This is a genomic window from Armatimonadota bacterium (genome assembly GCA_029907255.1).
GTDB lineage: Bacteria > Armatimonadota > UBA5829 > DTJY01 > DTJY01 > JAIMAU01.
Genome location: JARYMF010000006.1, coordinates 83,303 through 107,287, shown reverse-complemented (window position 1 = coordinate 107,287; position 23,985 = coordinate 83,303). Strand labels below are relative to the sequence as shown.

The following is a 23,985-nucleotide window of genomic DNA, read 5'->3' as shown; positions in this document are numbered from 1 at the left end:
GCATATTAGCCTAGTATTAAAAGTGTACAAATGCACTGGCGACTGATGGGAAAAGCCAGCGTTACTTACACCTATAATTTTTCGTTAAGATACATAAAATTGGAAACTAGTGCCGTTACGTTATCGCCTGCCGGCTCGAAGTGTAATCGAAGTGTAGCTTTTCTCGGTCGCATTGTCAAGCAGCTGATGCTAATTCGCATTTAAGCCGAACCGCATAGCAGAAAACAAGCAAATGGTGTGATAGAAAGTCTTTTTCACCAGCGTTTAATTCTTGCTCATGGCAGACTTTCTGCATACTTTTTACCAACGACTGCGCATAGTTTCTGACAGTCGCAGTTGTATTTACAGTCTGTGGAAAATAAATTTGGAGCGCAATTTACATGTACTCGGATGATGTAAAAGAGTGTGTTTTATCTTGACATATTTCTCGCAGGATGCTATACTTTGATTGCGTAAATCGCTTTGATTGAGAAAATCAAGCAGGTGGCAGTACCTGTTTTTATTGACAGCTGGGCGTAGTGTTGATATACTACGCAGTGAAGAGGGTCCGGGATTGATTACCGGACGCGGGCGAATAGCTCAGTTGGGAGAGCGCTTCCCTTACAAGGAAGAGGTCACAGGTTCGAGCCCTGTTTCGCCCACCAACGAAGCCAAGCAAAAGCTGAAGGAGCACAAGAAGGGTTTCCTCACTTTTGACTTTTGGCTACACACGGGGGTGTAGCTCAGTACGGTTTAGAGCGCCTGCCTGTCACGCAGGAGGCCGCGGGTTCAAGTCCCGTCATCCCCGCCATTTTTAATTTGAAAGCTGACTTTGCCGATAGCCTTTACCGCGGAGTAGTGCCGGGATAGCTCAGTTGGTAGAGCAGTGGACTGAAAATCCACGTGTCCCCAGTTCGATTCTGGGTCCCGGCACCAACCTGGTATCATCAGAGCGGTAGTGCGGGCCGACGTAGCTCAGCTGGTAGAGCAGCGCATTCGTAATGCGCGGGTCGTCCGTTCGAATCGGATCGTCGGCTCCATTTATATGTCTCCGAGGATTTGGACTGTGATTTTCCACGGGTGTGCTGATTGGCCTCGCTTTTTATTCCTTCGCCTACTATTCTCGCTTGAACCACAAGATTTTTCGCCGGAGGTAAGCTTATGCCTACCAATAATTCCCTAATAACAAAAGCTGTAATTCCTGCTGCTGGGCATGGCACTAGACTGAGACCGCTTACCAATATCATTCCAAAGGTGCTATTGCCGCTTGGAACCAAGCCGACTGTCCAGCATATAGTAGAGGAGTTGCAGGCGGTGGGCGTAGAAGATATTATATTTGTAGTTTCTCCAACCGGAGGAAGTATAAGGGAATATTTCGACAGGGCGGATTGTAAGGGCAAAGTTCGTATTTCGTATGCTGTTCAGGAAACCCAAAAAGGCCTTGCCGATGCAATTTTGCAAGCGGAAGAGTTAGTAGGCAAAGAGGATTTTATCGTAGCATTGGGGGATACAGTTGTAATCTCCCCATACGATGATTTCCCAGTAAGGAGATTGATATCGGCTTACCAATCAAACCCGGCGTTCGCAGCCATTCTTGTTGAGAAGGTGCCGATTACCACTGCACCAAAATATGGCATGGTTAAGCCCGTGGGCGAAATTGCTGAGTCGTTTGAAATATCGGATGTAATAGAAAAGCCGCCGGTCGAAGAATCACCAAGTGATTATGCAATCGGTGGGAGATATATCTTCGGACCAGAGATATTTGACTGGATAAGGCGGACGCGCCCAGGGGCATTGGGCGAGATTCAGATTACCGATGCGGTAAGGCTGGGAATTTCCGCTGGAAAGCGGGTTTGGTGCGTGCCGACTCGAAAAGACGAATACCGGTATGACATTGGAGACTTTGAAGTCTACTGTGAAGCATTTATTAAAACATGTATGGCTGATCCTCATCTTTCAACAATAGTAGAGAGGGTCGCGAAGGGGGACTCCTAAAGTTGTATGTGCCGATGGCTGATTTAAGGGCTCAGTATCAGTCAATTAGGTCTGATATAGACAAGGCAGTTCAGACTGTAATGGAAAATGGCCGGTATATACTTGGCGAAAACGTCGCAGCTTTGGAGAAAGAAATAGCCGAGTACTGCGGCTCAGCGTATGGAATCGGCGTCGCATCGGGGACGGATGCTCTAGCGCTATCGCTTAAAGCGCTTGGAGTAAAAGCTGGGGATGAGGTAATCACTACGCCGTTTACCTTCGTGGCGACTGTTGAGGTAATAGCTCTATTAGGCGCCCGCCCGATATTTGTTGATATCGACCCAAAAACCTTTAATATCTCCCCAACATTGCTTGAAGATAAAATCACCCCAAAAACGAAAGTAATAATGCCTGTCCACTTATATGGTCAAGCGGCGGATATGACCTCTATACTCGAGGTTGCTAGGCGCCATAACGTTCATGTGGTATGCGACGGCGCCCAAGCCATCGGCGCAGAACATAAAGGGAAGCCAATCGGGTGCTATGGTGATATGGTAACGCTAAGCTTTTTCCCAACTAAGAATCTTGGCGCAGCAGGCGATGGTGGAATGGTGCTCACAAATAATCAAGAGTTGGCGGAAAAAGTCAAATATCTGCGGTTTCATGGAAGCGGCGGGACCTACTCTTACAAGCACATTGGCTACTGCAGTCGGCTAGATGAGCTCCAAGCCTCGATACTCAGAGCCAAGCTTCCCTATCTAGATGGGTGGAATGAGAGGCGTCGGAATAACGCAGCAATATACAACGAACTTTTCGCAGATGCTTGTATTAGCATTCCTATAGAACAGCCAGGTAACAAGCACGTTTATCATCAATATACAATAAGAACAACCCAGCGCGATGAACTTAGAAGCTATTTAAAATCAGCAGGTATTGAAACTGGGATATACTACCCTACTCCTTTGCACTACGAGGAGGCATATCGTTATTTGGGATACAAGGAAGGCGACTTTCCCGAGGCTGAGAAAGCTGCACGTGAAGTGCTTTCTTTGCCGGTGTTTCCCGAACTTACAGAGCAACAACTTGCCCATGTGGCAGCTACTATTCGTACTTTCTTTGAGTGATTGACAGAGTTCTTTGGGGGAGGATAAGCTCGAGAATGAAGGCGATGATTCTAGCAGCAGGAGTAGGTTCAAGGTTGGACCCCCTGACGCGCAATGTGCCAAAACCCATGGTGCCAATTATGAACAAGCCCGTCATGGAGCATATTGTCGAGTTGCTTGCTAGGCATGGGTTTAGGAACATAATGGTGAATCTGCATTACCTAGGTGATCAAATAGAAAGTTACTTTGGTGACGGCTCAAGATGGGGAGTGAAAATCCATTACTCCCATGAAGACCGCCTTTGGGGCGATGCCGGGAGTGTAAAACGCTGTGAAAACTTTTTCGACAGCACCTTCGTCGTTATAGGTGGCGATGACCTTGCTGATATAGACCTTAGCCGCTTAGTAAACTTGCACAAAGAGAAAAAAGCGATTTGCACTATTGCTCTATCGATTGTAGACGACCCATCCGAGTACGGTATAGCTCTGTGTGATGAACGAGGTAGAATCACAAGGTTTATTGAGAAACCCAAGGGCGAGGTAATCTTCAGCAATTTGGCGAATACTGGCATATACGTCTTTGAGCCCGAGATATTCGAACTTATCCCCAAGGACACGTTTTTTGGCTTTGGTAACAATGTGTTTCCGCTACTTCTTGAGCAAAAGCGGCGATTCTATGGATGCATTACCTCTGGATACTGGCGTGATGTTGGTAATCTGAAACAGTACCAGGAAACCCATAATGACGCCCTGCGTGGCCGAGTAAAAATACAATTCCCCCTGCCGGAGGTTCGGAAGTACGTATGGATGGGCACAAATACGCAAATAGACCCAACCGCAGAGATTGGCTATCCGGTTGTTATCGGCAATAATTGCGTAATTGAGCGAAACGCAAGGGTGTTAGAAAACTCGGTGCTTGGTGATAATTGTGTTGTGGAACAGGAAGCTGCCGTGAAGGAAAGCATTTTGTGGGAGGGGGCTCGAGTAATGCAGAATACGATACTCGAGCGCTGTGTTGTTGGCAAGGGCTGCCAAGTAAAATCGAATGCCGCTGTGTTCGATGGGGTGATTGTTGATCCGAACAGACACTGAGTCTATGCAATCATTTCATGCATTCTTCGGATACTTAAAGACGCTAGGGGGTATAATTGGAAACTTAGCATAAAAGAGCTTTTAAAGAGAAGTGTAAAAGAATAATGATTTTTGGGAAATTGGAGGGCACTTTTCAATGGTCAAGCATGATGTAAAAGATCTAAGTCTCGCGCCAAAGGGTAAGCTGCGAATCGAATGGGCTGAGCAATTTATGCCCGTCCTTAGACTAATTAGGGCAAGGTTTGAAAAAGAAAAGCCACTCGAGGGCATTACTCTCGTTGCGTGCCTTCATATCACTACCGAGACGGCGAATCTTGCCCGAACGCTCAAAGCAGGTGGTGCGAGACTCGCCCTCTGTGCTTCAAATCCGCTTTCCACTCAGGATGATTGTGCGGCATCATTAGTTGTGGATTATGAAATTCCTACGTTTGCGATAAAAGGCGAGGATAGAGAGACATACTACCGCCATATTCAATCGGCGCTCGACTTTGGGCCAAACATAACGATGGATGATGGCGCAGACACAGTTTCTGTAATCCACTCCGAAAGGACCGAATTGCAAGAAAATATCATCGGTGGCACAGAAGAGACGACAACAGGCGTTATTCGGCTAAGGGCGATGGAGCGCGATGGTGTTCTTCGCTACCCGATAATTGCTGTAAATGATGCAAATACGAAGCATCTTTTTGACAACCGGTATGGCACTGGCCAAAGTACAATCGACGGCATCCTGCGCGCGACAAACATTCTCTACGCAGGTTCGGTCTTCGTCGTTGCAGGTTATGGCTGGTGCGGACGAGGAGTAGCAATGCGGGCGAGCGGAATGGGAGCCCGAGTAGTCGTTACTGAGGTCAATCCTCTTCGAGCGCTTGAGGCTGTCATGGATGGTTACGAGGTCATGCCGATTGCAGAAGCAGCCAAAATTGGAGATATCTTTTGCACACTTACCGGAGATATCCATGTCATTCGTGAAGAACACTTCCTTTCTATGAAAGACGGTGCCATCGTCGCCAATTCCGGCCACTTCAACGTTGAGCTCGACCTTGATGCACTTGCGCGGATTGCGACGGCTCGGCGAAAGATACGTGACTTCGTCGAGGAGTTCAGGCTTCCAAATGGGAAGCGCATTTTTGTGCTAGGCGAGGGCCGCCTCATTAACTTAGCCGCAGCCGAAGGACATCCAGCGGTTGTTATGGACATGAGCTTTGCAAATCAGGCGCTTTCCGTTGAATATCTAGTTAAACATGCCAAAGAACTCGAACGGAAGGTATATCCCGTGCCGCAGGAGATTGATATGGAGGTTGCCCGCCTAAAGCTCGATGCGATGGGAGTAAAAATTGACGTACTGACTCCTGAACAGGAGAAATATTTAACCTCATGGGAGGAGGGCACATAACGCTCGTCAATTCATGTTGTCGAGCCTCGCTTTGGTTGGTTTGAAGGGAAGGTCAGCTTATCATGACCGGAATTAGGCGTGTAACCATTCTGGGTGTGGGGATAGACGACGTAAATACGGATGAAGCCCTAGCTATCATGGAAGGGTTTATCTCAAGCCGAAAGCCCCACATGGTTGTAACCGCCGACTCATCGGGCATAGTAATGTCCAGGTATGACCCTGAGCTTCGGGCAATAATTAATTCCGCAGATCTCGTTACGCCTGACAGCTATGGAATACTTTGGGCTGCGCGGCGACAAGGTACACCGCTTCGGGAACGCGTTTCTGGCATTGACATTGTGAACCTGCTTTGCAAACGGGCGGCTGAGAAGGGCTACTCCATTTTCCTACTTGGGGCTGCTCCGGGTGTGTCGGAAGCCGCCGCTGAAAATCTCAAACGAGAATGCCCGGGATTAGTCGTCGCGGGCACTCATCACGGTTTCTTTCGCGAGGAAGAATCGCCAAAAATTGCTGAATATATTAAATCATGTCAGCCAGATATCCTATTCGTAGCCCTTGGAATCCCTCGTCAGGAGAAGTGGATTGCCCGCCATATGCACCAACTTGGAGTGCCACTTTCAATGGGTGTGGGGGGTAGCTTTGATGTCATTTCAGGGCGAGTAAGGCGTGCGCCAAAATGGATGCAGGAGCACGGATTGGAGTGGGCATTCCGCCTTGCAAATAATCCTAGAAAAATTGGCAAGGTTCTAACCCTTCCGCGCTTCGTTACAATGGTGCTCTTTTCGCCAAAAGTTCAGGAGAGCGAGTAATATGACTCAACCTACACAGGCAAAGCCAGTTCTTATAGTGGGAAGCGTTGCACTTGACACCGTAAAAACGCCGTTTGGCGAGGTTCGTGATGCACTCGGCGGCGCCGCTGTATACTCATCGGTGGCTGCAAGCTTCTTTGCACCAGTTCAGCTTGTGGGTATTGTCGGCACCGACTTTCCCGAAAAACACCTGAGGTTCCTTTCGTCAAGGAATATTGACCTTACCGGTTTGCAGAGGGTCAAAGGAAAAACTTTTAGGTGGGCTGGCGAGTATGAGTATGATATTAACAAACGTCGGACACTCAGCACAGAGCTTAACGTTTTCGAACGTTTCCGCCCACATATCCCAGAGGCATATCGGGATGCGAAATACGTTTTCCTAGCGAATATTGACCCCGAACTCCAACTAGAAGTGCTTGCCCAGGTAAAGAGCCCTGTTCTCGTTATGTGCGACACTATGAACTTTTGGATTGAAGGTAAACGCGATGCTCTTATTGAGGTTCTAAAGAAAGTTGACATTGTCTTACTGAATGATGAGGAAGCACGTCAATTGTGTAATACGCCAAGCCTGGTCAAGGCTTCGCGAGACATTCGCGCGCTGGGTCCTTCGGTAGTTGTGATAAAAAAGGGCGAACATGGCGCAATTATGGTTACTGATGAGGCACATTTCTCCGCACCTTCCTATCCGCTAGAGGAGGTTGCAGACCCAACCGGTGCAGGTGATGCTTTCGCTGGTGGATTTATTGGCTATATCGCGGCAACTGGCAACACTAGTGAGACAAATCTCCGCAAAGCGACAATTTATGGGAGCACGCTAGCTTCTTTTTGTGTTGAAGATTTCAGCTTGGGAAGGCTTGCTACCTTATCACCCGAAGAAATTGTTGCCAGATACTGTGAATTCAGGCAAATAGCATTTTTCGAACCGCTATAGCAAAAATAAATTAGATAAGCCTTTGCAGCAAATTTACTGGTTCTTCAAAGCAAATAACATTCTTAAATCCGCAAAAGAAATCTTTTCTGGGTTTCTTGACCTTATTTATCCGCCGAAATGCGTCGTATGTGGCGAGCTAAATCCTCTCAGCATATGCCAAAATTGCTTTTCCAAATTCGAGCCCATTCCAAAGCCTTATTGTAGGCGATGCGGACATACTCTAGTTGGTTCAAGATGCAGAAATTGTTCAGGTTTAAAACGTTCTTTTGCCGCAGGTAGGGCAGCTGGTCAATATGCCGGCAACCTAAGAGAAGCAATATGTAGGTTCAAGTATAACGGCATGCGAATGCTTGCCGAGCCTCTCAGCCGTTACATGCACGGTTACCTCGAAACCCAGGCGGATTTCCGCTGGCGTCAGGCTGATTGTATTGTGCCTGTGCCGATACATCCAATCCGTCGGAGACTTAGGGGATATAATCAAAGTGAATTGCTTGCCGAACATCTCTCCCGCCTAACAGGAAAGCCGTTGGTAAGCGATGCCCTTGTGAGGATAATCCATACCCGTCCACAAGTTGAACTTGGGCCTGAAGAACGGCGTATAAACGTTCGCAATGCGTTTGCGGTCAAAAAGAGAGGTGCAATTGAAGGCAAGACGATTCTTCTAGTGGATGATGTTGCAACTACATGTAGCACGGTTGATGAGTGCAGCATTACTCTTCTCAAAGCAGGGGCTTGCCGGGTTTATTTCCTCTGCGTAGCCTTCGGAGCTTAGATGCCCATTGTTCGGAAAGCTAAAAGGCACAAATAGTTACCTTAGTAGGTAATGTCACGCAGTCCTCGCAATTTTGCGGATAAGTGAAAGGCAAGCGAAGTCCAATATAAAGTATGGAGGAGATTTAACGCATGCCCAGGGATCTGGTGCTGGGGAACGGCACGCTTCTGGTGAACTTGGATCGGAACCTGAATATTCGCGATCTCTACTATCCTCACGTTGGCCTGTACAACCATGTCGGTGGGTATAAGAACCGCATTGGAGTATGGGTTGGCGGCCAGTTTTCATGGCTAGAGGATACTTGGTCAATTCGAATTGGATATAAGCCAAAGACGCTAATTACGGATGTCCATGCTTCGAACGGACGATTAGGAATAGGTCTCAGGTTTAACGATGCAGTTCATCCGGAGCTAAACTTGCTCCTGCGCCGGGTTTCGGTCGAGAATCTCCATCCCGAGGAGCGAGAAATTAGGCTGTTTTTCAGCCATGATTTCCGCATTTATGAGACCGATGTAGGAGACACCGTCTTCTTCCACCCTTTCACGGGGGCGATTGTCCATTACAAACGTGATTGCTACATCTTGGTCAATGGCCGCGTAGGAGACTCAGGAATATTTGAGTACGCGACCGGGATCAAGGAGTTTGGGGGAGCGGAGGGAACATGGCGGGATGCGGAAGATGGATCCCTGAGCATGCATCCTATTGAACAAGGTTCTGTAGACTCTACCATAAGCTTCAAGTTGAGTGTGCCAGGCGATGGTTCTTGTGTTGTAGACTACTGGCTAGCTGTTGGTCACTCGCTGGATGAGGTTGAAGAGCTAAACTCAATCGTAGCTGGCAATCCGGTGGATTCGCTGATGGATGAATTCAGCGATTATTGGAGCAACTGCCTTAGAAAAGGCACCTCCCTCGATGCTCATTTACCACCCGCAGTTGTTGACCTCTATGAGAGGAGTCTTCTTGTCCTTCAGACCCAGATTGACCGATGCGGCGGCATAGTGGCGGCAAACGACACTGACATAATGCAAACCGCGAGGGCACACTATAGCTACGTTTGGCCCCGCGACGGCGCATTGGTGGCGAATGCACTTGACAAGGCTGGCCATCCAGAATCGGCAAGGCGTTTTTTCTCGTTCTGTACTGCCTTACTGAGGCCAGATATGCCTTTCTTTCTCCAAAAATACTGTCCCGATGGTACGCTAGGGGCAACTTGGCACCCGTGGGTTGCCGATGGGGAACCGGAAATTCCATGCCAGCAGGACAGCACTGCATTAGTGATTTGGGCCGTTGGAGAGCACTGTGAACGTTACAAAGATAAAGATTATGCTCTTACAGTATACGAAGAATTGGTAGTTCCAGTTGCCGACTATATGATTGAAAATCTTGATTCTTCTACTAAACTGCCTCAGCCAAGCTACGACCTATGGGAGCAGCGAAAGGGAATTCACCTTTGGACGTGTAGTTCGGTCTATGGTGCTCTTTCAGCGGCAGCCAAACTAGCTGATTTTATAGATAAAAATCGAGCTCATAAATACCACCAAGCAAGCGAATTGGTAAGGAATGCTATTGTTGATAATTTCTATAACACGAACTTAGGTAGATTTGTTAGAAGCATATTCTTTGGGAGCAATAGGACAGGAGCTGGCTCAGGGAAGGCTGAAGTTTCTGGCCAAGTCTCACAACCTAAAGTTGCAGACCCCACACTTGATGTTTCCATGGCGGGTATTTTCCTCTTCGGTGTCCTTCCGCCTGACTCGCCTCAAGTTGTCAGCACAATGGAAGCTATCTATGACAGGCTGTGGGTTCGCACGCCTATTGGTGGGCTTGCACGGTACGAGGACGACTATTACTTCCAGGTAAGCTCAGATGTGAAGAATGTTCCTGGCAATCCTTGGTTCATCTCGACGCTTTGGATGGCGGAATGGTACATTTCGGTCGCACGAAGTCTGAGGGATCTTGAACCTGCGCTTGACTTGCTTCAATGGGTAGTGAGGCACGCATCGGAGGCCGGCTTACTTGCTGAGCAGATCCATCCTTTCACAGGCCAGCCACTTGCAGTAATGCCGCTTACGTGGAGTCATGCGGCTTTTGTCTCTGTAGTTCAAAACTATCAGTCCAAAGTTCGAGAACTTATCGGGCGCAAGGCAGATAAGGCAGAGTTTTAGGCCTAGGATGTAACCAGGCAAAGGGTCGAATTGAAAAGAATTGCAATTGGCCAGATTGAGTCCTTACCATCTTCCCCCAGAAATTTTAAGGATTTGGGTGGACTTTCATCTTATTCAAAATCAAAGGATGTTAGTCCTATTGCGATATATATAGTGTTGGAGGTAGAATTAGGCATCATGAGTAAAGTGTAATGGATTGAAGCATGAGCTTTCTGATACCTTTTGCAAAGGCAACGATAGCGTTGTTCATTATAATAGACCCACTGGGGCTAATACCGCTGTTTCTTGCGCTTACGCAAGATGCTACTCCAGATGAACGGCGTGCTATCCTTGCACGAGCTACAAAGGTCGCACTCCTCCTTTTGCTTCTTTTTGCTTTTACTGGGACTGGTATTCTAAGGTTGTTTGGAATCACCCTAAGTGATTTCAAGATAGCAGGCGGCATATTACTTCTCGTTGTCGCAATGAAAACAATCAGCGAGGCGCATTATGGCGTTTCCTCGGCAGGCCAGACCGGCGTAGTCCCATTAGCAGTGCCATTATTAGTAGGTCCTGGCGCGATAACCACAACAATTGTATTGATAGGACTCTATGGCCTTTGGATAACAGTCGCAGCTGTTATATCCTCATTTGCTGTTACTTTCCTAATATTCAGATATGTAAGCTTTCTTTACCGAATTCTCGGCAAGACAGGCTCAGATGTTATCGCCAAGATAATGGGAATGCTCCTTGCTGCGATTGCAGTTCAGTTCATCCGCCAGGGCATTCAAGAAGTCTTCCATCTCTATTGACATGCAACTGGTTGATTTTTGAATGTACCGATTTGATAGGGAATTCTCCGCATAGTTTACCCTCACTAGCCTTGGGGTATAGCTAGAATGAACTAACATATCCCACCAAAAAGCCCCAAAGACCGTCGTCGCTGGGCTATTGAAAGTTTGAGCTTAATTTACAAGTAAATTAAGAAAAGGCGCTTCATGCGGAGAATAGGCATCGTAACCCCAGATCTCGAGCGTGATTGGGCAAGTAGGGAGCTTCTCAATGCGGCAATGAATGTTGCCGAGGGCTTGCCAATAGACCCCCTATCTTCGCTGATAGAGGTCGACAACAGCGGCTCAATACGTTTCGATGGCGAGCCTGCCGAAAGCTTTGACGCTTTTATTCTTCGGTATTTTAGTCAGCAAGGCGAAGTAGATTACCAATATGACGTATTTGAGCTTATTGCGCGCAGTGGCAGGCTAATCATAAACTCCCTCGAGAGTTTGTCCGTTGCTGAGAGCAAAGCTCAAACGACATTTTTCCTAAAACAGGCAGGGTTGCCTGTGCCCCGCACGATTATCACTCAGAAAATTGATGAGGCGATGGCTGCGATAGAGAAATTTGGCACCGCAGTAATAAAGCCCCTTTACGGTTCACATGGCATTGGTGTTGAAAAGGTCGTGCCTGAGACCAGCATGGAAATACTTCCGACCTTTTTGCAGCAATATCGTGCAGTTTACGTTCAAGAGTTCATACCAAACAATGGAAGAGATATACGTGCCTTTGTGGTTGGTGAAAAGGTTGTCGCTGCAATGTATCGATACGCTAGTGAAGGGCAGTGGAAGACAAATGTGTATCAGGGAGGTAAATGCGAACCCTGTTATTTAACGGACGATATGCGGGAAATGTGCTTGGCAGCTGCGCGAATTGTAGGCCTTGATTATACCGGTGTGGACATAATAGAAGGTCCAAATGGTCCTCTAATATTGGAGCTTAATGGTGCTCCGTCGTGGTTTGGATTGTCAGATACTACCTCATGCAACATAGCCTCAGAAATTATTCAATACGTGCTTTGGAAGCTTGATAAAAGCCAACCTGCGCGTGTACCGATGAGCTTCAATATGAAATGTCAGCCATGAGATTCTGCGAAGGCGATTCTTGATGGAACGATGGATTCAGCATTATGCGTAGCCTTTATTTGTACGCAATGTTTGGCATGGTTATCAAATGGTTATAACCAGATTGAGAAGTCGAAATAAAAAGGCTGGAGGGAATAAGGTTAAAGTCGATGCAAATCGACTGACGACATAAGTCCATAAAATGCGCGCAGTTTATTTGCATGTTTGGCAAATAAACTCAATGAAGTCGGAAAGGCAGATAACAAGATGTCATAAATTTTACAAAAATATCGACTAGGAGGGCGTTGGGAGATTAAAGATTTTGTCAAAAAGGTAATAAAGATTATGGCAATTAGCTTTGGGCTTTGACATCTTAAAACAATTTTTAATGTCGTTTGCCCGCAGAATAAACCAAGGGCAAACGAAAAATCGAAAAAACTCGCAGCGGGCTATTTGCCCGGCGAGCACAGTAGGAGGTGAGATAGATGGCCAAGGAGAAGAAAGGCGCTATGACGGTAAGCGAGGCCGGACGCAAAGGTGGCCAGACCACGAGCAGCAGATACGGCCATGAGTTCTATGAGGAGATCGGCCACAAAGGCGGTCAGAAAGTCAAGAGGCTGATTGAGGAAGGTAAGAAGGCCGCCGCCTCGAAGTAATAGAGGTTCTCATTAGTTTGCAAAGAAGCAACACGCCAGGGCTCTATTCTGGCGGGACGGATATCCTCTCGAATTTCCGGGAGGAGGTGAAAAAATGGCCGAGGAAGGCAAGGGCGGAATGAGTGTGAGCGAGGCCGGACGCCGAGGCGGCAAACGCACAGCCGAGACTCATGGCCACAAGTTCTACGAGGAGATTGGCAGGAAGGGCGGAGAAACAACCAGCGTAAAATATGGGACGCCCTTCTATGAGGAGATCGGCCATAAAGGCGGCCAGAAGGTGAAGAGGCTCATTGAAGAAGGCAAAAAGGCTATTGGAGAGAGCTAGCTTAGCTAAGCAGCCATCCCCGCTCCGGCCCGGGGATGGCTGGAATAAGTTTCGCTAGCTTAATATAGCCTTGAAGTCTTGCAGTCGAATTAATTCGTTTACTCCCAATTGAGGAGGTGAAACGAAATGGCAAAAAGAGACGTTGGTGATATAACGGTTAGCGAGGCTGGTCGCCGAGGTGGTAGACGCACTGCTCAAACTCACGGCCATGAGTTTTATGAGGAGATCGGCAAGAAAGGTGGCCGCAGAGGAGGCGAGACCACAGCTGAGCGTTATGGCCACGAATTTTATGAAGAAATAGGGCGTAAGGGTGGCCAAAAAGTTAAGAAGCTCATTGAGGAAGGTAAAAAGGCTCTTGGCGAATAGAGCATCTCTTTATTGGCTTCTTAACACGATTGGCTTTTAGTAAATTGGCTTCTTGTTAGTAATTTGTTAATTAAATGGGTATAAGGAAAGTAGGAGTGCATGAAATTGGCAAAACTGTGAAATCACAGAAGGTAAGCGAGCCATGGCCGGCACGTCAAATTGACGTGGCATAAAGTGGATTGCCGCACTTGCAGTTCGGCCGGGCTCTTACATAATAAGCCCCATATAGTTCAAAAGGTGTCGTGCCAGCAGATAAGCTGGTCCGAGATTATAGTAAGCGAATGAAAGGAGGTGCTTCTCATGGCGCGTGAAAAGAAGGGGCAGATGACAGTGAGTGAAGCCGGAAGACGCGGTGGTGAGACCACCAGCGAGAAGTACGGCCATAAGTTCTATGAAGAGATCGGCAAAAAGGGCGGCAAGACTACCAGTCAACGGTACGGCTCGCCGTTTTATGAGGAAATCGGCGCCAAGGGCGGACAGACCACCAGCGAGAAATATGGACATGAGTTCTATGAAGAAATTGGCCATCGAGGTGGTCAGAAAGTCAAAGAGCTGATTGAAAGAGGAAAAGCTAGCGGTCAGTAACGTCCTTCATACCCAGATAGACGACGGCATCATTCCCTGCAGTAGGGAGATGCCGTCGTCATGTCTGTTTGCATTTGGTGTTTGCTGTAGCCAGGTTCTGAAGCGAGGATGTTTTTTTCTTTACCATTCGTACGCTCGACCCTTTGCGAGTCTTGGCAACTTGAACATAATCCATTAGACTGTAAATAAGCGTCAACCCCCTGCCGCTTTCCTGCAAACTTTCTGCGTTTTTCAAGCAGGAATCCGGTTGGAAGCCATGGCCCTCGTCGCGAATGTCAATAGTGAGGGCATCGTCTGTTACCTCACATATAATCACAACGGCGTTGTCTGCCTGTCTGGGACTTCCATGACTTACGGCATTGGTAACCGCTTCTGAAACCGACAATTCGATATCCTTTACTGCTTCGTTCGGGAAGCCCATGCTTTCTGCAATTGCCGCTATTCCCTTGCGAGCCATCGGAACGTACCTTACATCGCTGGGGATTCGGAAGAGGACGCTTCTATTGCGTGATATGGCAGGCATCGTAGGATTCCTTCCAACAATCACTCTTATTGCGTCGGGCATAAAGCTTATACCCGACAACGGTAGCATTGAAACGCAGGGGGTAGGCAGTCACACTTGCTCTAAGACTAGCTCCTTTGCCGTCGGGCATTAGCGCGTATGAACTCAATGTGCTCGTCGGTGACTGCCTTTTCGAAGCTTCGGAAGCCTGCAAGCTTGAATCCGTGTTTCTGCGCCAGCGCAGAAATCTCGGTTACTTGTTCAACGCTTACATTCTTGCCAAGTGTGAAATTCTCGTAGCGGCCTTCGAGGGCTAGAATCATTGTCTCAGACATGCAGGCGTATGCTGTTTTGGGTGGGAAGCCAAAGTTGAAACGGAAATCAACATCGCCGGGAACGGCAACAACGCCTCCTTCAATAACTAGAACGTCGTTGCGCTCCTTTGCAACTCTTGCTGAAACGTCCCTGGGACGGGCTATGTCGCATACAACAGCGCCGGATTTGAGGTCGGATGGGTGAATTATAGCGTTTATAGCACTGGTGACCGTAATGATGATGTCGGCATCTCGAATTCCCGTATGTACCTCTGTAAACACTTTGGTAGTACAATCGGATTCTGCCGCGATTTCCGTTGCTACCTTGTTTAGTGGTTCGAGGGAACGGTCTACCAGTGCGAGTTCTGGCATCCGGCGGGCGAGAATGCGAGCACAGGTTCGGCCAATGGAGCCTGCTGCGCCAACGACGGCCGCCTTTGCTTTTGAGGGGTCAATATCCATAATCTCAGCTGCTCTGAGTACGCCTTCTATGCCGGTCGCAATTGTATAACTATTTCCCGTTGTAACTGCAATATTAAGATTTTTTGCGATAGTTATTCCGCCATCGCCTACAACCGAAGTATGTGCTCCGAGCCCTATTATGCGTGCTCCCTGTTCCTCGGCAAGTCGTCCAGCCTTGATTATTTTCTCATACACAAAGTCTAACGGCAGTGTGCTCATTTGGCGCGGCGTTAGCGGACAACCTATAAACCAGCCTTCTGCTTCTTTTCCGGTTGCCGATTTTACGCCGGTAATATGCGAAAGGACCATTGGCTCCTTGAACTTAAGACCCCATTCGACTAGTCTTTCGGGCAGAAATTTGGCAATGGGATATTTACGGGCAACGTCGCGTTTCGCATCTATTGGATGGATTACAAAGGCAAATTTTTCCAATTTACTTTCCTTGCTTCTTAATTTTTCACTATGACATAGGTTTTAAATCAATGTCTATTTTTTTCATGCTTGTTTGCAAGCTTCTTCTGTTAGGGCAAGCATTTCGTCCAATGTCGTTGCGCAAGAGGCCGCTCGTCTTAGGTGGGAAGCCCCTGGAATACCTTTTATGTACCAGGCTAGTTGCCCTCGCATTTCTCTAACTCCACGTTCCTCGCCGTATAGCTCGGTCATTAAGCGAAGATGCTCGCGGGCAACCTCCATCCGTTCTGCACAAGATGGTTCTGGTGGGATTTCACCGGTAGCTATGTAATGTGCGGTCCTACTGAATATCCAGGGATTTCCCAGTGCCGCCCTGCCTATCATCACAGCATCACAGCCCGTCTCTGTCAGCATGCGCACTGCATCCTGAGGGCTTTTCACATCGCCATTGCCGATAACAGGGATGCGGACAGCCTTTTTTACACCAGCTATAATATTCCAATCGGCCGTTCCCGAATAACCTTGTGCTGCTGTGCGACCGTGGATTGTCACTGCAGCGATTCCGACTTCTTCTGCTATCCTGGCAACTTCGATGGCCGTAACATATTTGTTATCTGGCCCTTTCCGTGTTTTTACCGTCACCGGAATGCTTACTGCTTGGACGACGGCTGACATTACCTCCCGCGCTTTTTCTAGGTTTTGCATTAGAGCTGCCCCGGCTCCTGTTCTCACTACCTTGCGAACTGGACATCCAAGGTTGATATCTATTGCATCTGCCCCAGCAGCCTCAACCATTGCGGCTGCTGATGCCATTGTGTCAGCGTCTGCACCAAAAATCTGAACGATTACAGGCCTTTCTTCATTTGTCCAGTCGAACATGCTCAGCGTTTTCGAATTTCGGTATCGGAGCCCATAACTGCTTATCATTTCCGTCCAGACTGCCGCCGCACCATGCCGTCGGCAAATCAGTCGGAATGCGTGATTTGTAACTCCTGCCATCGGCGCGAGGACGATGGGAGGGTCAAGCAAAATTCGGAATGTTTGTCGCCGGATTTCAGATGGCCTGCGTTCGATTTTCGTTTTCTATTCTTACTCCCCTATCGGAAAACAATACGAGTAACAAATAGCGTACCGATTGAAAGCAGTATCTATTAGCTACTCGTTACTAGTCTTTGGTTGCCAATTTTGCTCTTTCATAGAGGATTCTTAGACCCTCTAATGTGAGAAAGAGGTTGATGATTTCTATTGTCCGACTGAGTGGCGCGATTAAACCAGCCAATCCACCTGTCGCTATTACTTTTGCAGTTCCTCCCAGCTCGCTTTGCACTCGGTTAACTAACTCGTCAATCTGGCCAGCAAATCCGAATAATATTCCTGCTTGCATACTGGTGACCGTTGTCGTGCCTATTGCTGATGGCGGGGTCACTAAATCTATTCTTGGCAATCGGGCAGCGGCGCGGTGGAGTGCCTCCGTTGATATGCCAATTCCTGGCGCAATCACACCTCCCAAGTATTCACCCGTTTCAGAAACCGCGTCTAGCGTTGTTGCGGTGCCTAAATCCACAACTATCGCTGGACCGCCATAAAGTGCATATGCTGCGATGGCGTTGGCTATTCTATCCGCTCCAACGTCGGATTTTGGTTCGTAGTTAATTTTAATTCCCATGTCTTTCGATGGGTCCACTACAAAGGGTTCGATGTTAAAGAACTTCCGACATGCTGCGACCATGTCCGACATTGTGGGCGGCACGACGTTTGATATGGCTATACCTGTTATGTCTTGAAATTGGATGTTGGAATATTCAAATAAATCTCGAAGAAGCATTCCATATTCGTCCGCTGTCCTGCCAAGTTGCGTACGAATACGCCAATCTGCAATTAGTTGGGAGTCTTTGTAGACTCCCAACATTATGTTTGTATTTCCAACATCGATTGTAAGAATCATCGGTTAACTTGGAATAGGTTGAAGTATGGGCTCGAGGTCTATGCCAGGTACTCTTCGAGTTTTTTCCGTCGCTTGGCGTGGCGGAGCTTTTTAAGAGCCTTGGCTTCGATCTGGCGGATGCGCTCTCGTGTAACCTGAAAGTGCCGCCCAACTTCCTCGAGTGTCCTGGGGTAGCCGTCGTCCAGTCCGAAACGCATCCTCAGTACATCCCGTTCTCGACTAGTTAGCTCTGATAGCACCTCAACAATCCGCTCGCGCAGGAGCTGATGTGATGCGGCGTCGTCTGGCGAAACGGTATCACGGTCTTGAATAAAGTCGGAAAGGTGACTATCCTCTTCCTCTCCAATTGGTGTTTCGAGCGAAAGAGGCTCAGGTGCAATCCGCATAATTTCGCTAACGCGCTCAACCGGCAAGTCCATTTCGCGAGCCAGCTCTTCCAAAGTTGGCTCGCGGCCAAGTTCTTGAAGAAGGTGGCTTGATGTCTTTATCAGGCGGTTGATCGTCTCGACCATATGCACCGGGATTCGAATTGTCCGACCCTGGTCCGCTATAGCACGAGTGATCGCCTGGCGAATCCACCATGTGGCATATGTGCTGAACTTATAGCCTTTCCTATAATCGAATTTCTCGACTGCACGAATAAGCCCGATGTTCCCTTCTTGAATTAGGTCAGGAAATGACATCCCGCGACCGCTGTATCTTTTTGCAATGCTTACGACAAGACGCAGGTTTGCTTGAATTAGCTTTTCCTTTGCTTTTTGAGCTTCCGGAGTCTTGCCGTCGCCTTCAGCTATTGTTTTGGCGAGGGCAACCTCTTCCTCCATTGTTAGGAGCGGAGTTCGACCAATCTCGCGGAGCCACATCCTAACCGAGTCGTCAAGCGGAAGTCCTTCCATGGCAGCGAGTTCTTCTTCATGAACCTCGATGTCATGGACGGGTGCTTCCTCAGGCACAGGGGCTTCCTCGACGAGTTCAGCATCTTTGATCTCCTCGACTACTTGAATTCCTTCATCGGCAAATGTTTGCAGGAGATCGTCTATCTGGTCCGCATCAATATCTTCTTGGCGGCTCAGAGTATCGCTGATCTCGTCATACGTAAGTATGCCCTTACGTTTGCCTTCGTTTAGTAGTTTTTGTATTTCTGCGTTTTCTTTAATATCTTCAACTGTCACTTTCGTTCATCCCTTTAGGACCAGCTTTTGGATCTACTTTTCCGGTTTCTCTAAATAATTCGATAGCTTGTCTGATTGCTGCTTCGTGCAAATCCTTTGAAGCATCTATTATACCATCTTTCATATACGGTGCAAGAATGTCCGAAGTTCTCATTTTCCTAAGTTTTGATTTCTTTATCAATTCGATACAATCCTGCAAACCTTTTTCATTAAGTGGCGGCATGTCCTCCCGCAATGCAAGCTCGCTTAGAAATCTGCCGACTTCAGCTGTAACTGATCCTATTATCTTGTTTAGCTCGACCACTCCATTTTCCCTAACGGCTTCGAACGCCGCTTTTGCCGCTGTGCGGGTTAGGTCGTTTGAGAAATCATTTTCTGATAGCGCTTCTACAATAAGTTGCGCTCCCTCCTCGTTGCGAATTAGTGTTCTTAAGATTGAAATTTCAGCCTTCTCAACGGCTGTTTTAGGTTTCGACCATTGATTGATAGGCGTTTTTATTCCTTTTATGCTCTGCCGCCTTCGCGCTATTAGTTCAATATCCTGCCTTAGGTGTTCCTCTGCTCTAGTTGTACCCGTCTCAAAGTTCGGATGATACCTTGCGAGCTTTCTAATATGCTTTTCACGTTCGATACTAGTGGGAATCTCAGCCAAGATCCTTACAGCCTGTTTGAGCATTTCTGCTCTACCTGTATAAGATGACAGATCATGGCTCTCCATTAGTATCGCAAGCCTGTAATCTATAATTGGCAGCGCATCTGAAATTGCGGCGGCAAACTCGGTTACAAGCCCTTTCCTAAGCACACTATCTGGGTCGTCGCCGCCCGGAAGTCGGGCTATTCGTACATCGCACCCAGCTTCTTCAAACATGGAAGCGCCTCTAATTGCCGCCGAAATTCCCGCAGAATCGGCGTCGTAAGCTAACACTACCCGCTTTGTATAGCGTAGTAGTACATTAATATGTTCCCTAGTGAGCGCCGTTCCTAACGTGGCTACACAGTTCTCGAAACCTGCTTGGTGGCAGGCAATGACGTCTGTATAGCCTTCAACAACAATCGCTTGGTCAAGCTCTGCGATCTTTTTACGTGCAAAATTGAGACCATAAAGCGCTCTTGTTTTGTTAAAAAGCGGCGTCTCCGGCGAATTTAGATATTTTGGTTGGTCGTCGGAGGCGATGGCCCGACCGCCGAAGCCGATTGTCTGTTCGTGTATGTCAAAGATCGGAAAAATAATCCTATGCCTAAAACGGTCATAATATCCGCCGTCACGATCGCTTTTGATAAGAAGGCCTGCCTCTGCCGCATAAGCTAAGTTCACGCCTTTTTTGGTCAGGTAAGAGACCAAGCCATCCCAAGCAGCTGCGGCGTATCCGAGCTTAAACTGCTCGATAGTTTGATCGGCAAGCCCGCGCCTTCGAAGATATTCAATAGCGATTGGTGTTCGTTTTAGCAACTCCCGATAATAGGAGGCCGCTATTTCGTTTATTTCCCTAAGGGCATCTCTGCGGCTTGAATGTCGTTTTTGAAGGCGCTCAAGCTCTACTCCCGCGCGTTTTGCCAATCGTTCAAGGGCTTCTGGGAAAGTGAGGCTCTCCGCCTTCATCACAAATGAGAAAATATCGCCGTGCTCGCCACAGCCAAAACAATGCCATGTTTGAAATTGCTCGCTGACCGTAAAAGAAGGTGTTTTTTCGGCATGGAATGGGCAGAGCCCGACGTGATTTTTCCCGACGCGCTTCAGAGTAACATAGTCCGATACGACGTCAAGAATACTGAGCCTTGTCCGAATCTCATCAATGGCGTCGCGCGCGCTAGCCACACAGAGCAACCCCCGCTCGGTTAACGGCACTAGTCCCAAAGCGCAATTGTGATGCCTACAACTGTCTTGCCCAAGAATGTAAATGCTACCCTATTCTTTTCAATGTATTTTGTGACCATTTGCATTCCGGACTTCTGGTGGGACTCTGGGTAGCCGTATTTCATGATAACGTCCTTATAAGTGCTTCCGAGCTTAATACCCTTCGAAGTTCCTATGCCAGGCCAATCCACGCCGAAAGCGGCAATCTGGATTACTATGCCATCAGGGTTGATGATGAACTCGAGGGTATGATTCTTGGGAAACCGATAGATCCATGTAACCTCGGGAGCTGACTGCTTGTTTGCTTTGCCTCCGGCTGAGCCTTGGAAAGGCGATGATTGCTCCGGTGCCGAAGAACCGCCTGCTGATGGAGGAGGACCTTCAAGCGCCGCAAAGGGGTTTGATGCCCCACCCATGCCTGGAGGCGGGCCTTCGGCGGTACCGAATGGACTGCCGGCCCCTGTGTCTGTTGCTGCTTGTCTTGTAGACCCAACCCTTATTTCTGTAGGATTGCCGTACTTCTGGATTATGCTCAGCGCCGATCTGCCTAGCCGGATTCCTGCCAGCTGAAGCTCTTTTACCTCCGCTGCATAGGCGAATGACGCGGATATAACCAGGGCTACTATGATAGGAATACATATGAATACCCTTGTTCTAAATGCCATGCTTTACCCTCGCTTTCGAAAGTTTGTAGCTAAAAATATTTCTACATTGCCTATTTCAAATCCTCCTTGTGGCAATAATTTTTATAGGCAATGACAAATGAATCGGGATTACCCTGTTTTAGACAATTCCAATGGAACTTTTGTTCCAAAATGTCAATCATAAAAACGGCACGCTTTGGGCAGGGTATGAATAATAGATAGCCACATATTTCGTTTGGCAGAAGTACAATAGCAAGTTGACGATGACAGCACCATTATGTTATAATGCTTTGGTGTGATGACTAACTTACGCTCAATTAGCAGATACCAGAATGGAAAGGTGATAGCACTCGGATGTTCGACAGTAACGAGGCGTTGCTCGCCAGGGTTGAAGAACTCCAAAAAGAGTTAGAGGAGAGCAAGCAATATATAGCAACCCTTGAAAAGGCGAAAAGAGAGCTAGAGCAAAAAATTCGAAGCCTCTCCGAGCCTAGCGGTGAGCCGATTCCAATAACTGAAATTGAGGAGACCCTTAAAAGGTTCGTACGCAAGACAGCTGAGATTCTCTACGCCGAAAAGTGTGTGTTTATGCTTTTTGACAAAGAAAGCGGTGAACTTGTAGCTACTAAACCTGCCTATGGGTTGACCGATGAAGAGATAAAGGCATTCAGAGTCCGTGCCACACAGGGCGTTTCGGGCGAGGTATTCCGAACTGGCAAGCCAATCATAATACACGATGCGTTGAATGACGAACGCACATACAAGGATAATGTTGCTCTTCTCCATGTTCGCAACGGTGTTTGCGTGCCCTTGATTTCTGAAAAACGCGATGAAGAGGGGCGCGTGATTGAGAGTACCACTATTGGTGTTCTTCATGTTTTCAACCAGCGCTATGGAAACATTTTCACCGAGGAAGACGTCCGCCTGCTTCAACGCTATGCAAAGAACGCTACTGCGGTAATTCTGAATGCCCAGATATATCGCGAATTTGTCGCGGAGAAGGAAGACCTTGAACACATAATCGAGAGTGTATACGCAGGCTTGTTAATGGTAAACAAGGATGGCAGAATCACTCAGATGAATGCCTCTGCGCGGTCAATGTTTGGTGCGCAGGGTAAAGATGTTCTTGGCAAAATGTATTATGAGGTAATAGGCGAGCCAAAGGTAAAAGACATACTTGTCCAATGCTTAACGGAAAATACAGAAGTCGCAAGCGAAATCTCGCTTCGTATAGACGAGAGCGAGAGGATTTATCAAGTACAAACGGCACTTGTTAAGGGCGAGGAGCAGCAACCAATAGGCGTCGTTGCAATCTTTAATGATATTACAGAAATCCGAAATGTTGAGCGAATGAAAACGGCGTTTGTATCAACCGTTTCCCATGAGCTTCGAACTCCTCTGACTTCGATTAAAGGCTTCATTTCAACGCTCTTGATGGATGAAGAGGGTTATTACGACCGCGATACCCAGCGTGAGTTCTACACAATCATTGACACGGAGTGTGACCGCCTAACCAGATTAATTAGCGACTTGCTGAACGTTTCTAGAATCGAAGCTGGCCGAGCGTTGGAACTCAACCTTAAGCCTGTCAACTTGCCAAACCTAATCGAAAAGGTTGTCACCGTCCAAAAATCATACACAAATAAACATACCTTCAAGATAGAGCTCGATGACCTGCCAGAAATCACTGCCGATGAAGACAAAGTCGACCAAATTTTGACCAACCTAACAAACAACGCAATCAAGTATTCACCAAAGGGTGGTCAAATTACCATAACCGGTACATCAAAAGACGGTATGGTTACAATAAGCGTTGCCGACCAGGGAATGGGAATTCCTAAGGACCACCTACCAAAAGTGTTTGAGCGATTCCATCGCGTTGACAATCGGGATACGCGTGAAGTTGGCGGTACTGGAATAGGTCTCTACCTTGTGAAGCACCTTGTTGAGGCGCATGGCGGCAAGATTTGGGTTGAAAGTGAGTTAGGGAAAGGCTCGACGTTTACGTTCACTTTGCCGATAACGCCTCCGTCTGAGGAAGAGGAAGAAACGAAAGAGAAAGAGGCCGTAGCTTGAGTCTCAAATCGCAGCGAGATTATGCAAAGGTGTTTCCTGAAATGGCTCAAGTAACGGTAAAAGTTCTCATCCAAAAGCTACCTGGTGCCGAGGACCTTCCTCTCCCTGATTATGCAACTGCTGGAGCCGCTGGCATTGACCTTCATGCGGCAGTGGAAAACGATACAATCCTCAATCCAGGCGAGCGCAAGCTCATTTCAGCTGGTATACGAATAGCAATCCCCGAAGGTTTTGAAGGGCAAATACGCCCAAGAAGCGGCTTGGCGCTAAGACATGGCATTGGTTGTGTTAATTCTCCTGGCACGATTGATTCTGATTACCGAGGGCCTATCCAAGTAATTTTAATCAACTTTGGCGATGAACCATTTACTATCCATCGGGGAGACCGCATTGCTCAGCTTGTGATTGCACCAGTTGCGAAGGCCGTCCTTGTCGAATCAGAATTTCTGCCTGAAACTGAGCGCAGCGACGCTGGCTTTGGCCACACAGGCATTGCTCCGACGAATAACAGATAGGAAAGCATTGGCTGTTTTAAGTTCATTTGCCAATGCAATTTGCTTGCCGCGAAAAGACAA

General features: G+C 47.8%; 23 protein-coding genes and 4 tRNA genes. 20 read left to right on the top strand and 7 right to left on the bottom strand.

Translation table 11 applies throughout. The annotated features are described in order from the left end of the window. Positions 1–568 precede the first annotated feature (568 nt). The 18 genes from QHH26_07005 to QHH26_06920 all read left to right on the top strand — a co-directional run bounded on the left by QHH26_07005 (position 569) and on the right by QHH26_06920 (position 14,029). Positions 569–644, top strand: a tRNA-Val gene (locus tag QHH26_07005). 67 nt (positions 645–711) lie between these two features. Beyond that, a tRNA-Asp gene (locus QHH26_07000) sits at positions 712–790 on the top strand. A gap of 49 nt (positions 791–839) precedes the next feature. Further along, positions 840–915: transfer RNA gene (locus tag QHH26_06995), tRNA-Phe, on the top strand. Positions 916–943: 28 nt separating this feature from the next. Continuing rightward, positions 944–1,019, top strand: a tRNA-Thr gene (locus QHH26_06990). Between the two features lie 121 nt (positions 1,020–1,140). Further along, the gene (locus QHH26_06985; protein ID MDH7481706.1) at positions 1,141–1,974 is read left to right on the top strand and encodes a sugar phosphate nucleotidyltransferase; all 834 of its coding nucleotides are present in this window, start codon (positions 1,141–1,143) and stop codon (positions 1,972–1,974) included. A 2-nt stretch (positions 1,975–1,976) separates the two neighbouring features. Beyond that, on the top strand, positions 1,977–3,077 hold the full coding sequence (locus QHH26_06980; GenBank protein ID MDH7481705.1) for a DegT/DnrJ/EryC1/StrS family aminotransferase: 1,101 nt from the start codon (positions 1,977–1,979) through the stop codon (positions 3,075–3,077). A 35-nt stretch (positions 3,078–3,112) separates the two neighbouring features. Beyond that, positions 3,113–4,147, top strand: a complete 1,035-nt coding sequence (locus tag QHH26_06975; GenBank protein ID MDH7481704.1) for an NDP-sugar synthase — start codon at positions 3,113–3,115, stop codon at positions 4,145–4,147. Between the two features lie 136 nt (positions 4,148–4,283). Continuing rightward, positions 4,284–5,543, top strand: coding sequence for an adenosylhomocysteinase (ahcY, locus tag QHH26_06970; protein ID MDH7481703.1), 1,260 nt, complete (start codon positions 4,284–4,286; stop codon positions 5,541–5,543). 62 nt (positions 5,544–5,605) lie between these two features. Then, positions 5,606–6,352 carry a WecB/TagA/CpsF family glycosyltransferase gene (locus QHH26_06965; GenBank protein ID MDH7481702.1) on the top strand — a complete coding sequence of 249 codons (747 nt, stop codon included), beginning with the start codon at positions 5,606–5,608 and terminating at the stop codon, positions 6,350–6,352. 1 nt (position 6,353) lies between these two features. Next, positions 6,354–7,283 (top strand): PfkB family carbohydrate kinase, encoded by a 930-nt coding sequence (locus QHH26_06960; protein MDH7481701.1) that lies wholly within the window; start codon positions 6,354–6,356, stop codon positions 7,281–7,283. 22 nt (positions 7,284–7,305) lie between these two features. Continuing rightward, complete coding sequence (locus tag QHH26_06955) at positions 7,306–8,055, top strand: ComF family protein (protein MDH7481700.1); 750 nt, start codon at positions 7,306–7,308, stop codon at positions 8,053–8,055. Between the two features lie 131 nt (positions 8,056–8,186). After that, a complete protein-coding gene (locus QHH26_06950) occupies positions 8,187–10,220 on the top strand; it encodes a glycoside hydrolase family 15 protein (protein ID MDH7481699.1) in 2,034 nt (677 codons plus the stop codon). 203 nt (positions 10,221–10,423) lie between these two features. Beyond that, a complete protein-coding gene (locus QHH26_06945) occupies positions 10,424–11,011 on the top strand; it encodes a MarC family protein (GenBank protein MDH7481698.1) in 588 nt (195 codons plus the stop codon). Positions 11,012–11,197: 186 nt separating this feature from the next. Then, entirely contained in the window at positions 11,198–12,118 is a 921-nt protein-coding gene (locus QHH26_06940) for a RimK family alpha-L-glutamate ligase (GenBank protein MDH7481697.1), read from the top strand. A gap of 464 nt (positions 12,119–12,582) precedes the next feature. Further along, the gene (locus QHH26_06935) at positions 12,583–12,753 is read left to right on the top strand and encodes a KGG domain-containing protein (protein MDH7481696.1); all 171 of its coding nucleotides are present in this window, start codon (positions 12,583–12,585) and stop codon (positions 12,751–12,753) included. Between the two features lie 94 nt (positions 12,754–12,847). Continuing rightward, a complete protein-coding gene (locus QHH26_06930; protein MDH7481695.1) occupies positions 12,848–13,078 on the top strand; it encodes a hypothetical protein in 231 nt (76 codons plus the stop codon). Between the two features lie 126 nt (positions 13,079–13,204). Continuing rightward, positions 13,205–13,444, top strand: a complete 240-nt coding sequence (locus tag QHH26_06925; protein MDH7481694.1) for a KGG domain-containing protein — start codon at positions 13,205–13,207, stop codon at positions 13,442–13,444. Between the two features lie 300 nt (positions 13,445–13,744). Next, complete coding sequence (locus QHH26_06920; GenBank protein ID MDH7481693.1) at positions 13,745–14,029, top strand: general stress protein B; 285 nt, start codon at positions 13,745–13,747, stop codon at positions 14,027–14,029. Positions 14,030–14,087: 58 nt separating this feature from the next. Here QHH26_06920 and QHH26_06915 read toward each other — a convergent pair whose 3' ends face one another. The 7 genes from QHH26_06915 to QHH26_06885 form a co-directional block, all read right to left on the bottom strand. Next, the gene (locus QHH26_06915) at positions 14,088–14,594 is read right to left on the bottom strand and encodes an ATP-binding protein (GenBank protein ID MDH7481692.1); all 507 of its coding nucleotides are present in this window, start codon (positions 14,592–14,594) and stop codon (positions 14,088–14,090) included. 65 nt (positions 14,595–14,659) lie between these two features. Further along, on the bottom strand, positions 14,660–15,739 hold the full coding sequence (locus tag QHH26_06910; protein MDH7481691.1) for a shikimate dehydrogenase: 1,080 nt from the start codon (positions 15,737–15,739) through the stop codon (positions 14,660–14,662). 63 nt (positions 15,740–15,802) lie between these two features. Continuing rightward, a complete protein-coding gene (gene dusB / locus QHH26_06905) occupies positions 15,803–16,771 on the bottom strand; it encodes a tRNA dihydrouridine synthase DusB (GenBank protein ID MDH7481690.1) in 969 nt (322 codons plus the stop codon). A 112-nt stretch (positions 16,772–16,883) separates the two neighbouring features. After that, a complete protein-coding gene (locus QHH26_06900; GenBank protein ID MDH7481689.1) occupies positions 16,884–17,663 on the bottom strand; it encodes a type III pantothenate kinase in 780 nt (259 codons plus the stop codon). Between the two features lie 38 nt (positions 17,664–17,701). Beyond that, positions 17,702–18,835, bottom strand: a complete 1,134-nt coding sequence (gene rpoD, locus QHH26_06895) for an RNA polymerase sigma factor RpoD (GenBank protein MDH7481688.1) — start codon at positions 18,833–18,835, stop codon at positions 17,702–17,704. Beyond that, positions 18,825–20,651: a DNA primase gene (dnaG, locus tag QHH26_06890; GenBank protein MDH7481687.1), complete on the bottom strand. Its 1,827-nt coding sequence runs from the start codon at positions 20,649–20,651 to the stop codon at positions 18,825–18,827. The genes rpoD and dnaG overlap by 11 nt, the downstream gene beginning before the upstream one ends. 29 nt (positions 20,652–20,680) lie before the next feature. After that, complete coding sequence (locus QHH26_06885) at positions 20,681–21,355, bottom strand: hypothetical protein (GenBank protein ID MDH7481686.1); 675 nt, start codon at positions 21,353–21,355, stop codon at positions 20,681–20,683. Positions 21,356–21,688: 333 nt separating this feature from the next. Between QHH26_06885 and QHH26_06880 the strand changes: the two genes are divergently transcribed. Further along, positions 21,689–23,410, top strand: a complete 1,722-nt coding sequence (locus tag QHH26_06880; protein MDH7481685.1) for an ATP-binding protein — start codon at positions 21,689–21,691, stop codon at positions 23,408–23,410. A 41-nt stretch (positions 23,411–23,451) separates the two neighbouring features. Further along, a complete protein-coding gene (dut, locus tag QHH26_06875) occupies positions 23,452–23,925 on the top strand; it encodes a dUTP diphosphatase (GenBank protein MDH7481684.1) in 474 nt (157 codons plus the stop codon). Positions 23,926–23,985: the final 60 nt, after the last annotated feature.

Bases quoted from the DNA above. Each gene is read 5' to 3' on its own strand.
- QHH26_06975 (MDH7481704.1), top strand. From the start codon at position 3,113: ATGAAGGCGATGATTCTAGCAGCAGGAGTAGGTTCAAGGTTGGACCCC.
- QHH26_06915 (MDH7481692.1), bottom strand. From the start codon at position 14,594: ATGCCCGACGCAATAAGAGTGATTGTTGGAAGGAATCCTACGATGCCT.
- QHH26_06945 (MDH7481698.1), top strand. From the start codon at position 10,424: ATGAGCTTTCTGATACCTTTTGCAAAGGCAACGATAGCGTTGTTCATT.
- QHH26_06940 (MDH7481697.1), top strand. From the start codon at position 11,198: ATGCGGAGAATAGGCATCGTAACCCCAGATCTCGAGCGTGATTGGGCA.
- QHH26_06925 (MDH7481694.1), top strand. From the start codon at position 13,205: ATGGCAAAAAGAGACGTTGGTGATATAACGGTTAGCGAGGCTGGTCGC.
- QHH26_06920 (MDH7481693.1), top strand. From the start codon at position 13,745: ATGGCGCGTGAAAAGAAGGGGCAGATGACAGTGAGTGAAGCCGGAAGA.
- QHH26_06960 (MDH7481701.1), top strand. From the start codon at position 6,354: ATGACTCAACCTACACAGGCAAAGCCAGTTCTTATAGTGGGAAGCGTT.
- QHH26_06930 (MDH7481695.1), top strand. From the start codon at position 12,848: ATGGCCGAGGAAGGCAAGGGCGGAATGAGTGTGAGCGAGGCCGGACGC.
- QHH26_06885 (MDH7481686.1), bottom strand. From the start codon at position 21,355: ATGGCATTTAGAACAAGGGTATTCATATGTATTCCTATCATAGTAGCC.
- QHH26_06900 (MDH7481689.1), bottom strand. From the start codon at position 17,663: ATGATTCTTACAATCGATGTTGGAAATACAAACATAATGTTGGGAGTC.
- QHH26_06880 (MDH7481685.1), top strand. From the start codon at position 21,689: ATGTTCGACAGTAACGAGGCGTTGCTCGCCAGGGTTGAAGAACTCCAA.
- QHH26_06965 (MDH7481702.1), top strand. From the start codon at position 5,606: ATGACCGGAATTAGGCGTGTAACCATTCTGGGTGTGGGGATAGACGAC.
- QHH26_06950 (MDH7481699.1), top strand. From the start codon at position 8,187: ATGCCCAGGGATCTGGTGCTGGGGAACGGCACGCTTCTGGTGAACTTG.
- ahcY (MDH7481703.1), top strand. From the start codon at position 4,284: ATGGTCAAGCATGATGTAAAAGATCTAAGTCTCGCGCCAAAGGGTAAG.
- QHH26_06935 (MDH7481696.1), top strand. From the start codon at position 12,583: ATGGCCAAGGAGAAGAAAGGCGCTATGACGGTAAGCGAGGCCGGACGC.
- dut (MDH7481684.1), top strand. From the start codon at position 23,452: ATGGCTCAAGTAACGGTAAAAGTTCTCATCCAAAAGCTACCTGGTGCC.
- QHH26_06985 (MDH7481706.1), top strand. From the start codon at position 1,141: ATGCCTACCAATAATTCCCTAATAACAAAAGCTGTAATTCCTGCTGCT.